The sequence below is a fragment of the Mycolicibacterium peregrinum genome, from assembly GCF_001665625.1.
In the GTDB taxonomy this organism is placed as follows: Bacteria; Actinomycetota; Actinomycetes; order Mycobacteriales; family Mycobacteriaceae; genus Mycobacterium; species Mycobacterium peregrinum_B.
Genome location: NZ_LZSY01000110.1, coordinates 145,543 through 157,169, shown reverse-complemented (window position 1 = coordinate 157,169; position 11,627 = coordinate 145,543). Strand labels below are relative to the sequence as shown.

At 67.2% G+C, this 11,627-nt stretch carries 15 protein-coding genes; 7 read left to right on the top strand and 8 right to left on the bottom strand.

Features of this window, described 5'->3' with window-relative positions; genetic code table 11:
• Nucleotides 1–12 precede the first annotated feature (12 nt).
• Both A5779_RS17275 and A5779_RS17270 read right to left on the bottom strand, forming a co-directional pair.
• The gene (locus A5779_RS17275) at nucleotides 13–1,377 is read right to left on the bottom strand and encodes a serine hydrolase (RefSeq protein WP_207549087.1); all 1,365 of its coding nucleotides are present in this window, start codon (nucleotides 1,375–1,377) and stop codon (nucleotides 13–15) included.
• Nucleotides 1,352–1,669: an antibiotic biosynthesis monooxygenase family protein gene (locus A5779_RS17270; RefSeq protein ID WP_064883921.1), complete on the bottom strand. Its 318-nt coding sequence runs from the start codon at nucleotides 1,667–1,669 to the stop codon at nucleotides 1,352–1,354. The genes A5779_RS17275 and A5779_RS17270 overlap by 26 nt, the downstream gene beginning before the upstream one ends.
• A gap of 39 nt (nucleotides 1,670–1,708) precedes the next feature.
• Between A5779_RS17270 and A5779_RS17265 the strand changes: the two genes are divergently transcribed.
• Nucleotides 1,709–2,470 carry an alpha/beta fold hydrolase gene (locus tag A5779_RS17265; RefSeq protein ID WP_064884067.1) on the top strand — a complete coding sequence of 254 codons (762 nt, stop codon included), beginning with the start codon at nucleotides 1,709–1,711 and terminating at the stop codon, nucleotides 2,468–2,470.
• On the opposite strand, the gene A5779_RS17260 is transcribed toward A5779_RS17265, so the two are convergent.
• On the bottom strand, nucleotides 2,453–2,683 hold the full coding sequence (locus tag A5779_RS17260) for a hypothetical protein (RefSeq protein ID WP_064883919.1): 231 nt from the start codon (nucleotides 2,681–2,683) through the stop codon (nucleotides 2,453–2,455). The two genes, A5779_RS17265 and A5779_RS17260, sit on opposite strands and share 18 nt — an antisense overlap.
• Before the next feature lie 71 nt (nucleotides 2,684–2,754).
• Between A5779_RS17260 and A5779_RS17255 the strand changes: the two genes are divergently transcribed.
• Entirely contained in the window at nucleotides 2,755–3,726 is a 972-nt protein-coding gene (locus tag A5779_RS17255; RefSeq protein ID WP_064883917.1) for a helix-turn-helix domain-containing protein, read from the top strand.
• Between the two features lie 4 nt (nucleotides 3,727–3,730).
• On the opposite strand, the gene A5779_RS17250 is transcribed toward A5779_RS17255, so the two are convergent.
• Nucleotides 3,731–4,015: a hypothetical protein gene (locus A5779_RS17250; RefSeq protein ID WP_064883915.1), complete on the bottom strand. Its 285-nt coding sequence runs from the start codon at nucleotides 4,013–4,015 to the stop codon at nucleotides 3,731–3,733.
• Nucleotides 4,016–4,097: 82 nt separating this feature from the next.
• The gene (locus tag A5779_RS17245) at nucleotides 4,098–4,970 is read right to left on the bottom strand and encodes an HhH-GPD family protein (RefSeq protein ID WP_110777411.1); all 873 of its coding nucleotides are present in this window, start codon (nucleotides 4,968–4,970) and stop codon (nucleotides 4,098–4,100) included.
• A gap of 25 nt (nucleotides 4,971–4,995) precedes the next feature.
• On the opposite strand from A5779_RS17245, the gene A5779_RS17240 reads away from it, so the two are divergent.
• Together A5779_RS17240 and A5779_RS17235 are read left to right on the top strand one after the other, a co-directional pair.
• On the top strand, nucleotides 4,996–5,616 hold the full coding sequence (locus A5779_RS17240) for a carbonic anhydrase (protein WP_064883913.1): 621 nt from the start codon (nucleotides 4,996–4,998) through the stop codon (nucleotides 5,614–5,616).
• A gap of 73 nt (nucleotides 5,617–5,689) precedes the next feature.
• On the top strand, nucleotides 5,690–6,460 hold the full coding sequence (locus A5779_RS17235; protein ID WP_174554231.1) for a hypothetical protein: 771 nt from the start codon (nucleotides 5,690–5,692) through the stop codon (nucleotides 6,458–6,460).
• A gap of 1 nt (nucleotide 6,461) precedes the next feature.
• On the opposite strand, the gene disA is transcribed toward A5779_RS17235, so the two are convergent.
• From disA to A5779_RS17220, 3 genes are all read right to left on the bottom strand, one after another.
• Nucleotides 6,462–7,580 carry a DNA integrity scanning diadenylate cyclase DisA gene (gene disA, locus A5779_RS17230; RefSeq protein ID WP_064883909.1) on the bottom strand — a complete coding sequence of 373 codons (1,119 nt, stop codon included), beginning with the start codon at nucleotides 7,578–7,580 and terminating at the stop codon, nucleotides 6,462–6,464.
• A 21-nt stretch (nucleotides 7,581–7,601) separates the two neighbouring features.
• Nucleotides 7,602–9,008, bottom strand: coding sequence for a DNA repair protein RadA (radA, locus tag A5779_RS17225; RefSeq protein ID WP_064883907.1), 1,407 nt, complete (start codon nucleotides 9,006–9,008; stop codon nucleotides 7,602–7,604).
• An 80-nt stretch (nucleotides 9,009–9,088) separates the two neighbouring features.
• Nucleotides 9,089–9,679, bottom strand: a complete 591-nt coding sequence (locus A5779_RS17220; RefSeq protein ID WP_064883905.1) for a copper chaperone PCu(A)C domain-containing protein — start codon at nucleotides 9,677–9,679, stop codon at nucleotides 9,089–9,091.
• 297 nt (nucleotides 9,680–9,976) lie between these two features.
• Here A5779_RS17220 and carD point away from each other — a divergent pair, with 297 nt between their 5' ends.
• Genes carD through ispF form a run of 3 tightly spaced genes read left to right on the top strand, consistent with a single transcriptional unit; the run spans nucleotide 9,977 to nucleotide 11,622 of the window.
• Nucleotides 9,977–10,465, top strand: a complete 489-nt coding sequence (gene carD, locus A5779_RS17215; RefSeq protein WP_003882506.1) for an RNA polymerase-binding transcription factor CarD — start codon at nucleotides 9,977–9,979, stop codon at nucleotides 10,463–10,465.
• Between the two features lie 3 nt (nucleotides 10,466–10,468).
• The gene (ispD, locus tag A5779_RS17210) at nucleotides 10,469–11,152 is read left to right on the top strand and encodes a 2-C-methyl-D-erythritol 4-phosphate cytidylyltransferase (protein WP_236734798.1); all 684 of its coding nucleotides are present in this window, start codon (nucleotides 10,469–10,471) and stop codon (nucleotides 11,150–11,152) included.
• Nucleotides 11,146–11,622, top strand: a complete 477-nt coding sequence (ispF, locus tag A5779_RS17205) for a 2-C-methyl-D-erythritol 2,4-cyclodiphosphate synthase (protein WP_064883903.1) — start codon at nucleotides 11,146–11,148, stop codon at nucleotides 11,620–11,622. Before ispD ends, ispF begins: the two co-directional genes overlap by 7 nt.
• Nucleotides 11,623–11,627: the final 5 nt, after the last annotated feature.

Here is an 11,627-nt window from a genome sequence, read left to right as displayed (position 1 = left end):
GATCGTACCGAGCTAGCCCACGGGCGCCATGGCGAATGCCCGCTTGGCAATCTGCAACAACCAGCCCGCTGCCGTCGGGCTACGGAACTTCGGCCAGTTCAGCTGAAAACTGAACACCCACGGCTGCCCGGTGTAGTCGACTGCGTACCAGCTGAACGTCAGATCGCCGGGCAGGTTGCCGCCCTTGGCGCCGATGTACTTCCACTTGTCGGGATCCGGATCGATTCCGGGTAGGGCGGAGAGGATGTCCTTCACCGGCGCGGCTGCACCGTAGGCCGAGGCCTGCAGCGCAGCATGTACCCGGCAGATGTCGGCCGCACTGGCGAACCACTCCAGCCCGTCGTTGGATGCGGGAGTGTGGGTGCGGTACGGATCCGGTTCGTAGGGACGGGCATTGGTCTGCTGGAGCAGCGCGACCCGATCGGCGGGAGAGGCGGTCTTCCACTGGTCGCGGAGATTCGGTTCGCCCCAACCGACCGAGAACACCTCGTGCATGGTCGGGAACGGGGTCATGCTGGCCGGATCGTGGTGTCCCGCGGTCACCAGGGCGCGTTCCACCGCGGCCGGGCCCATCCGGCCGATCAGCAGATCGGTGGCCATGTTGTCGCTGGCCGAGATCATCTGTTGGGCGGCCGTCCGCACCGTGATCTGAGCGCCGGGGGGAAGTTTGTCCAGCCCGGCTGAGCCGAGCTTCTTGCCTTCCTTGGTGATCGTGAGGTGATCGTCCCAACTCAGCGTGCCGGCCTTGACTGCGTCCGAAACCGCAAGCAGTACATACAGTTTGAAGATCGAGGCCAGGGGTAGTGACATGTCGGTGTTGGTGCCGGCGACCTGCTCGCACTTCCCGTTGTTCACTTTGGACACCCGGTAGGAGTAACGCGCGCCGGACTTGGTCAGCTCGGTGTCGATGTCGGACCACTGTTCGATCTTCGGCGGCACCAGCGTGACGTCGAAGCGGTCGACCAGGCCGGCGTCGTTGGTCCGCAGTGCGATGTCCTGGGCCACGTTGTAGGACGTCAGCACATGCAACGTCGCCTGTGTGGCACCGATGTCCACCGAGGTGACCTTGAACGGTCGATCCCACCAGATCGAGTCCATCTTGGTGCCCACCAGATCGACCTTTTCGGGGGCGGCCAGCGTGCGCACGCCGATGGGGCCGATCGGCCAGTCGGAGTTGAGCATGTCCATGGTCTGCTTGGCCCGCAGGCCAGGCGGCGTGATGGTGTCGATGTGCGCGCCGTAGGACACTTCTGCCGCAGGCGCGACGTTGGGCGAACAGCCACAAGCCAGGGCCGCGGCGACCGCCGTGATGGCCGTCAGGCCAACCGTGCGGCGCAGCGTCCGGCCGCGGCTACGCCTGGGCAGCGGGCCCTGCAACGTCCAGCACAACCTCGAACTCCAGCAGTGACGCGCCGGTCGCGACCGGGTTGGCGTGCTCGCCCTTGTGTGCCTCGGCGGCGCGGCCCGTGGCCCATGCCTGGAAGGCTTCCTCGGTCTCCCACTGCGTCACCACGAAGTAGCGGTCTTCGCCCTTGACCGGACGCAGCAGTTGGAAGCCCAGGAATCCGGGCTGGTTGTCGACGGAGTGTGCGCGGTTGGCGAAGCGCTTCTCCAGTTCGGGGCCGGCGTTGGGCGGGACCTCGATGGCGTTGATCTTCACGACGGGCATGGTGTTCAGGCTACCGTGGCTGCCCGGCAAGATAACGGGATGGTCACAGATCTACTCACCCACCGAGGAGGGTGCGGCGAGCCCATCGTGCTGGTACACGGGTTGATGGGCCGCGGCAGCACCTGGTCGCGACAATTGCCGTGGTTGACCGGGTTGGGTGAGGTCTACACGTACGACGCTCCGTGGCACCGCGGGCGCGATGTGGTCGATCCTCATCCGATCAGCACCGAGCGTTTCGTCGCGGATCTCGGTGATGCCGTGGCGGGTCTGGGGCGGCCGGTGATGTTGGTGGGGCACTCCATGGGCGCGTTGCATTCGTGGTGTCTGGCCGCGGCCCGGCCGGAACTGGTCAAGGCAGTGGTGGTCGAGGACATGGCCCCCGATTTCCGTGGCCGCACCACCGGGCCGTGGGAGCCGTGGGTGCACGCGCTCCCGGTCGAGTTCGCCTCGGCGCAGGAGGTTTACGACGAGTTCGGACCCGTCGCAGGGCAGTACTTTCTCGAGGCTTTCGACCGGACGGCCACCGGCTGGCGGCTGCACGGGTACCCGCAGTGGTGGCTGGACATCGCCGCCCAGTGGGGAACGCGGGACTACTGGCAGCAGTGGCGGGAGGTGAGGGTGCCGACGTTGCTGATGGAGGCGGAGAATTCGGTGGCGCCGCCGGGGCAGATGCGTCAGATGGCCGAAACTGGCCAGGACGCAAGGTATCTGTACGTTCCCGGCGCGGGTCATCTGATCCATGACGATGCACCCGAGGTGTACCGAGACGCCGTGACCGGCTTCCTAACGACGCTCGCCTAGGGCCCCAGCGCTCGGCCACGACGGCTGGTGCTCGAAGCGGCTGCGGATCGCATCGAGGTCGTGGCCCGCGCGGTAGGTCTCGTAGTCGGGCTGGTTGAGGTCGAACAGATCCAGGCGGAAACGCAGGACATTGCTGCGCCGTGCCGCCCAGCTCACCGCGGCGGCGACCGCGAAGGGTGAGATCAGGATGATCAGGGCAAGTGCAACAGTCATGGCAGTAATTGTTGTGAGGAATATATACCGCCAACAGTGGCAGCGCTGACACCTTACGATAAAATGCTGCCATGCTGAGAAGCGTCTCCACGCTGGTGCTCGACGGCCTGGCGGTATTCGAGTTCGGGGTCATCTGCGAGGTCTTCGGGATCGATCGGTCCGCCGACGGCGTGCCGAACTTCGACTTCAAGGTGTGCGGGCCCGAGGCGGGCAAGCCGCTACGGACATCCGTCGGCGCCACCCTGACACCCGAATACGGCCTGGATGCACTTCAGGGTGCGGACCTGGTCGCGATCCCCGCGATCGGCGGCTCGGATTACCTGCCCGAGGCGCTGGAGGCCGTGCGTGCCGCCGCCGACGCGGGATCGATCATCCTGACCGTGTGCTCGGGTGCTTTCCTGGCCGGCGCCGCGGGCCTGCTGGACGGCAGGCCGTGCACCACGCATTGGATGCACGCCGATGAGCTGGCGCGTAGATATCCGACCGCGCGGGTGGATCGCAACGTGCTGTTCGTCGACGACGGCAATCTGATCACCAGCGCGGGTACCGCAGCGGGTATCGATGCCTGTCTGCATCTTGTTCGCCGCGAGCTCGGTAGTGAGGTGACCAACAAGATCGCCCGGCGCATGGTCGTCCCGCCGCAGCGCGATGGCGGGCAGCGCCAGTTCATCGATCAGCCGATTCCGGTGAGGTGTTCGGAAAGCTTTGCACCGCACCTGGATTGGATCATGGGTAATCTGGACAAGCCGCATACCGTGACGACGCTGGCCAGACGGTCCGCGATGTCCACCCGTACCTTCGCCCGCCGGTTCGTCGAGGAGACCGGCACCACGCCGATGCAGTGGATCACCGATCAGCGGGTGCTGTACGCGCGGCGGTTGCTCGAAGAGTCCGATCTGGATATCGACAGGATCGCCGGGCAGGCCGGGTTCGGCACCGCGACGTTGCTGCGGCATCACTTCCGTCGGGTGATCGGTGTGACACCGTCCGACTATCGGCGCCAATTCTCCTGCAGTGCAGACGAAGACGCCGTCACGGCGTGAGGTATCAGCCGTCGGGCTGGCACGACACGTTGACGTAGACGGTCGTGTGCTGGGACGGGTCGATCCGGTACCCGTTGTCGTCGATGTTGGAGTCGGCCAGTCCGTGCACCCCGGTGACCCGGCAGTTCGACAGGCCCGTGTTGGCGTTGGAGTTCACCTGCACGTGATAGCCCCGGCTCTCCAGATCGCGCACGGTGTCGGAAGCTGAACCCGTCCCCGACGGTGCGGCGGTGGCCGGTGCCGCCAGGCCGAGGGCGAGGCCCAGGCCCATCGCCGTACACGCAAACATCGCTGAGATTTTGCTTGACATAGATCCGTTCTATGTGAAGCGAAGCCCCAATGGTGTGCTGCGGCAGGTATTCATGCTGACCTCATGTATTTCCACCTTCGCCGGCGAGAGCGAAGAGTCCGTCGTCGGTCTGCTCCACCAGGCCGTCCACCAGCAATGAGTCCAGTGCGCGGTCTCGTTGGGCGGTGTCGGAGAGCCAGGCCACGTCGAGTTGAGCCCGGGTCACCGGAGAACTGCTGGCGCGCAAGACATCCAGCAGCTTGCCGCGCACCTGGCGGTCGGTCCCGGCGTAACGCTGCACGCGCTTGGTGACTGTTCCGGCCGGGTAACCCGCAGCGCGCCAACGACATCGGCTCAACGGACAGCCGCCGCACTGCGGCGCGCGTGCGGTGCACACCACCGCGCCCAATTCCATCAGGGCGGCCGAGAAGACCGGCGCTGTCTCGTCGGGCGGCAGCAGTGCGGCCACGTCGTCCAGGTCGCGGGCTCGAGCGGGTGCGTCCGCCTGACCGTGGAGCACCCGGGTGACCACCCGGCGCACATTGGTGTCGACCACCGGGACGCCGGCCGAATACGCGAAGCAGGCGACGGCACGGGCCGTATAGGCGCCGACGCCGGGCAGGGTCAGCAGCGTCTCGACGTCGCTGGGTACCTCGTCGTCGTATTCGCCCGCGATCACCACCGCACACTCGTGCAGACGCTTGGCCCGCCGCGGATAACCCAGCTTGCCCCAGGCGCGCAGCACCTCGGCCGACCCGGCGGCCGCGGTGGCCGACGGCGTGGGCCACCGTTCGATCCAGGCCAGCCAGATGGGCTCTACCCGCGACACCGGCGTCTGCTGCAGCATGAATTCACTGACCAAGATCTGCCAGGCGGTGACACCCGGCCTGCGCCAGGGAAGGTCGCGCTGGGCGGATTCATACCAACCTACTAATTCGCCCGGGTCGATGCTCATCGGCGGCTCATGCAGAATGACTGATATGCCCAACTCGAACCCCGTGTCCGCATGGAAAGCACTCAAGGACGGTAACGCCCGCTTCGTCGCCGGCGAACCGCAGCATCCCAGCCAGGACATCGCGCGCCGCGCCAAGCTTGCGCATGGGCAGAAGCCGACCGCCGTCGTGTTCGGCTGTGGTGACAGCCGCGTCGCCGCTGAGCTGCTGTTCGACCAGGGCCTGGGCGACATGTTCGTGGTGCGTACCGCGGGCCACGTGCTGGACAACGCGGTGCTGGGTTCGATCGAATACGCGGTGTCGATCCTGAACGTGCCGCTGATCGTGGTCCTGGGGCACGACAGCTGCGGCGCGGTGAAGGCTGCCATCAACGCCCTCGACGAGGGACAGGTGCCCGGCGGTTACGTGCGCGACATCGTCGAGCGCGTGACCCCGTCGATCCTGATGGGCCGCCACTCCGGTCTGACCCGCGTCGACGAGTTCGAGGCCTTCCACGTCAAGGAGACGGTCAACCAGCTGCAGATGCGGTCGGCCGCGATCTCCAACGGTCTCGCCGCGGGCACCCAGGCCATTGTCGGCGCGACGTATCACCTGTCCGACGGACACGTGGAACTGCGCAGCCATCTGGGCAACATCGGCGAAGCCTGAGAATTTCGCTGGCGCCCCGACACGCCGGGGCGCCTCGGGCAACTGGGTATGACCTGGGCTTACCGTGAAAGCCGTGTTGGATCTCGAACCTCATGGGCCACTGCCCTCGCAGATTTACTGGCGGCGCCGGGCGCTGGCCATCGGAATCGCGGTAGTCGTCGTGGGGATCATCGCCGCGATCGTCGCGGTGATCGTGACCAGCAGCTCCGGAGCCGAGACCAAGTCGGCCGACGAACCCACTGCCGCCGCTGCTCCGCCCACGCCGCTGCCGGGCGAGAATCCCGAGGTCAAGACCCCGGTGGTGCCTCCGGCTCAGCACGCGCCGCCGCCGACCGTCACACCGACGGCCGCCGTCACGCCGCCACCCTTGCTCAAGGAGGGCGACGACTGCCCGGATTCCACACTGGCGGTCAAGGGCATCACGAGCCAGCCCCAGTACGTCGTGGGCGAGCAGCCGAAGTTCACCATGGTCGTCACCAACATCGGCCTGGTGGCCTGCAAGCGTGACGTGGGTGCCGCGGTGCTGGCCGCCTACGTGTACGCGCTGGACAACAACCGGCTCTGGTCCAACCTGGACTGCGCTCCGTCCAACGAGACGCTGGTGAAGACGTTCAACCCGGGCGAGCAGGTGACCACCGAGGTCACCTGGACGGGTATGGGATCGGCGCCGCAGTGCCCGATGCCGCGTCAGCCGATCGGACCGGGCACCTACAACCTGATGGTGCAGCTGGGCAATCTCAGATCGGCTCCGGTGCCGTTCATCCTGGCCCAACCCAATCCGCAGCAGCCCGGGCCGCCCGCCGAGGGCGTACCGCCGGCTGACCCGGCCGCACCGGGTAACTGACTCAGGCCAGCCGGTCGGCGATGGTCGACTCGGCCAGCAGCGACAGACCCTCGCGGATGTGCCGCGCCCACATCGACCCGATGCCGTCCACCGACTGAAGGTCGTCGGCACTGGCGGCCAGCAGTCCTTGCAGTGAGCCGAACGAGCGGACGAGCAGATCGACGTGCGCGAACTGCAGTCGCGGGATGCCGGCCATCGCGCGGTAGCCGCGCGAGCTCATCGCCGAGTCCTGTGCCTCAGAGGTCGACGGGTACCCGAAAACCCTTGCCAGCGTAGTGAAGTCGAGCAGCTCACTGTCGGTCAGCGCGTCCAGCTCATCCAGGGTCGCGCCCACTTGCGCGGCCGTCGGCGGGTCCGGCAGAGCGTGGTAGTCCCGCACGATCAGCTCGCGTGCGGCCTCGTTGTCGCCGACGAGTTCGTCGAGCTGCAGTTTGAGCTGGCGCCCGTCGGTGCCGAGTTCGACGACGTCGGCGTCGATCTCCAGGCTGATCCGGCGCACCATCTCCAGCCGCTGCACCACGGTCATGACGTCACGCAGTGTCACGAAGTCCTCGATCTCGGCGGTGGACAGCTGCTTGCTGACCTCGTCGAGCCGACCCTTGTAGCGCTCCAGTGTGTTGATGGTCTGGTTGGCCCGCGACAGGATCGTCGCGGAGTCGGGCACCACATGGCGCTCGCCGGCGACATACACCGTCACGATGCTCATCGAATGGCTCACCGAGATCACCGGATATCCGGTCTGGATCGCGGTGCGCTCCGCCGAGCGGTGCCGGGTTCCGGATTCGTCGGTGGGGATCGACGGGTCCGGCACCAGCTGCACATTGGCCCGCACGATGCGGCCCCCGTCGCTGGACAGCACCACCGCGCCGTCCATCTTGGACAACTCGCGCAGGCGGGTAGGTGCGTAGCGCACGTCCAGGGCGAACCCGCCGTCGCAGATGGCCTCCACGCTGTCGTCGTAGCCGAGCACGATCAGCGCGCCCGTCTTGCCGCGCAGGATGCGTTCCAGCCCGTCGCGCAGCGGCGTTCCGGGCGCCAGCCGGCCGAGGGTTTCCCGTAGCGTCGGCCGCGCCAGATGCACGACGGTGCGGCTGGTGCGAGCACCGGAGTTCACGGCCATCAATTCTCCTAGGGTCGGCCGCTATTGTCCGCGATGTTCCTGATTGCTGGCAATTGCGATCTCCCTGAGTGCCCGTAGGGCTGCCCCGATGTGGTCGACGGTGATGACGCGCAGTCCAGCGGGTGCGCTGGTGACCCCGGGCGGGACGACGGCAATCGTGAAACCCAGCCGGGCGGCCTCGGCCAGTCTGCGGTCCATGCCGGTGACCCGGCGCAGATCGCCGACGAGTCCGACCTCGCCGATCACCACCGCATTCATCGGCAGTGCGATGTCGAGATAGGCCGAGGTGATGGCCAATGCCACGGCCAGGTCCGAGGACGGATCGGTCAGTCGCATGCCGCCGACGGTGGACACGTACAGGTCGTGGCCGCCGATCGGCAGCGCGCAGCGGGTCTGGAGCACCGCGCTGATCATCGCGGCGCGGGCGGAGTCGATACCGCTGACCGCGCGCCGCGGCGGGCCCACCGGTTGTACGGCCAGCGCCTGCACCTCACCGATCATCGGGCGCTTGCCGTCCAGGGTGACGGTGACGGCGGTGCCGGGAACTGCCGCCGGGCGTTGGTCGAGGAACAGCCCGGACGGATCGCTGACACCCTCGATTCCGTTGTCGTGCATCTGAAAACAGCCGACCTCGTCGGCAGCGCCGAACCGGTTCTTGACCCCACGAACCATGCGCAGGTTCGACGTGTGATCACCTTCGAAATGCAGTACCACGTCGACCAGATGCTCAAGGGAACGCGGGCCTGCGATGGCGCCGTCCTTGGTCACGTGCCCGACCAGGATCATGGCCACCGCCGGGTCTCCGACCGCGGTTTTGGCGTAGCCGGTCAGCGCTGTGGTCACCGCTCGCACCTGGGTCACCCCACCGGTCACGCCGTCGGCTTCGGTGGTGGACATGGTCTGCACCGAATCGACGATCACCAGGCTGGGCTTGACCTCATCGATGTGCCCGAGCGCGATCTGGAGGTCGGATTCGCCTGCCAGATAGACGTTGTCGTGGGTGCAGCCGGTGCGTTCGGCGCGCAGCCGGATCTGGCCCGCGGATTCCTCGCCGGACAGGTAGAGGGCGCGGCGGCCGGTGTGGGCCCAGCGGTTGGCCACCTCGAGGAGGAGTGTGGACTTGCCGACACCGGGTTCCCCGGCCAGCAACGTGACCGAACCGGCCACCAGGCCGCCGCCGAGAACCCGGTCCAGTTCGGTGACCCCGGTCGCGTAATGCCGGGTGATACCGGGGTCGATCGACGTGATCGGAACCGCGGGCGACGTCGGTGCCACCGAACGGCGGACAGAGCTGCCCACCGACGCGAGTGTCGCTACTTCGTCGACCGTTCCCCACGTGCCGCAATTGGCGCAGCGCCCCACCCATTTGGGGGTGGCGTGCTGACATTCCGAGCAGCGGTATTGCGAACGTATTTTCGAAGCGGCCACGCCGTGACAGTATCGGCAACCCCCGACATCAGCGGTTAGGCACGCGCCGGTCGGGGGCCCGCGGTCAGCGGTGTGTCAGGTCAGTGATGCCCGCCGGCTTCGGCGCCGCCGGCGGCGGCTTCGCTCGGCTCTTCGCCGGCCGTGTTGCGCCGCGGTGCTTCGCCCGCCGAGATCGGCACGGCGACAGTGGTCTCGCCGTTCTCGAACTTGAAGGTGAAGTCGTAGAGCAGGCCGTTGGTGACCGGCTTGGTCAGCGTGACCTTGGCGGTGACGGCGTCGGCGGCCTCGGTCTTCTCCAGCGGCTTGGTCTGGCCGTCGGGCTCGCCCACCACCAGGACGCCGCCTGCCGGGATGGTCTGATCCCCGGTCAGTGCCACGTCGCCGACGGGGGACTTGATCGAGACGAGCTTGTTGGCCTGCTCGTCGGATCCGTTGGCTGCGACGAACAGCAGCTCGGCCTCCGAGCCGGCCTCGACGTAGTCCTTCTGCTGCGGCGCGCGCAGGTGCACGTTGCGCAGCGCGATCGCGCCGGACTGTGCGTTGACGCCGTTGACGGCGGGCTCCTGGGTGGCCGTCTGGGAGACCTGGCCGGCGCTGCACCCGGTGAGAACGGCTGCGGTCAGGCCACATGCGGCCAGACCGGCCGAGGCACGCATTGCGAAGCGGTTCACTCAAGCCTCCTGAGCTGGGTCGGCGTACTTCGACTATGCACAGTAGTAGGTGGCGTCGGCGGGCGGAATGCGAGGGCTTGGCAGACGCTCCGGAACGGGGTCCGGCCACGGCCGTCCCGGGCGCGCAACGCCTTTGCGGGGGCAGCCGTTTCGGCCCCTCGGCAGGCCAGGTGGTTGCACGCTTTCGTCACCATGTCAACCCCTGTTCTTCACCTGCATGGCCCCTGACCTGCATAGTTGGTGCGCGTGTGATCTGGGCCCGTGTTAGGATGGACTAGCGAAAGGGGCTCGAATCAGATGATTTTTAAGGTCGGAGACACCGTCGTCTATCCACACCACGGTGCTGCGTTGATCGAGGCGATCGAAACCCGGACTATCAAAGGCGAGCAGAAGGAATATCTCGTCCTGAAGGTTTCCCAAGGGGATCTGACCGTTCGAGTACCCGCAGACAACGCTGAGTATGTCGGTGTCCGCGACGTCGTGGGCCAGGAAGGTCTCGACAAGGTTTTCCAGGTGTTGCGGGCTCCGCACACCGAAGAGCCGACCAACTGGTCGCGCCGCTACAAGGCCAATCTCGAGAAGCTGGCCTCCGGTGACGTGAACAAGGTTGCCGAGGTTGTCCGGGATCTGTGGCGTCGCGATCAGGAACGCGGTCTTTCCGCGGGTGAGAAGCGAATGCTGGCCAAGGCCCGGCAGATTCTGGTCGGTGAGCTCGCGCTGGCCGAGAACACCGATGACGCCAAGGCGGAGACCATCCTCGACGAGGTTCTGGCCGCCGCGTCCTGACGCGTGGTGGCAACAACTGTCGCGGTCGTCCCGGCCGCCGGCTCAGGTGAGCGGCTAGGCGCGGGCAGACCCAAAGCGTTCGTCAAACTGGGGGACAGACCCCTGTTGGAGCACGCCCTCGATGGGCTGTTGGCCTCAGGGGTGATCGACAAGGTCGTGGTCGCGGTTCCGCCCGCGCTCACGGATGAGGCCACCTTGGTTTTCGGGGGACGTGCGCACATCGTGGCCGGGGGAGCCGATCGCACCGAATCGGTGGGACTGGCCTTAGATGCGGTAGCAGCCGCAGGCGAACCGGATTTCGTCCTCGTGCACGACGCCGCCCGGGCGTTGACTCCCCCTTCGCTCGTCGCCCGGATCGTCGCGGCACTGGCCGACGGCCACGCCGCCGTCGTTCCCGGTCTTCCGTTGGCCGACACCATCAAGGCCGTCGACGCCAACGGCACGGTGCTGGGTACGCCCGAGCGGGCCGGTCTGCGGGCCGTGCAGACCCCGCAGGGCTTCCGCGCCGATGTGTTGCGCCGGGCCTATCAACGTGCCGGTGCCGGTGTGGTCACCGATGACGCCTCGCTCGTCGAGCAGATCGGTACACCCGTGCAGATTGTCGAGGGCGATCCGATGGCCTTCAAGATCACGACTCCGCTGGATCTGCTGCTCGCCGAGGCTGTCATGGCGCGTGGCACGTGCTGATCCCCAGAGTCGGGCTGGGTACCGACGTCCATCCGATCGAGCCGGGCCGGCCGTGCTGGCTGCTGTGCCTGGAGTTCGAAGGCGCGGACGGCTGCGCCGGCCATTCCGACGGTGACGTCGCCGCGCACGCATTGTGTGACGCGCTGCTCAGTGCGGCGGGCCTCGGCGACCTCGGAGGGGTCTTCGGAACCGACCGGCCGGAATGGCGCGGAGTCACCGGCGCCGCCATGCTGCGCCACGTGCGCGGGCTGGTGCAGGAAGCGGGCTTCACGGTCGGCAACGCCACGGTGCAGGTCATCGGCAACCGGCCCAAGATCGGGCCGCGCCGTGAGGAGGCCCAGGAGCTGCTCTCCGGTCTGATCGGGGCTCCGGTGTCGGTCTCGGCGACCACGACCGACGGGCTCGGTCTGACCGGTCGGGGTGAAGGTTTGGCCGCGATAGCCAGCGCTTTGGTGGTTCCGGCGGAATAGGCCGG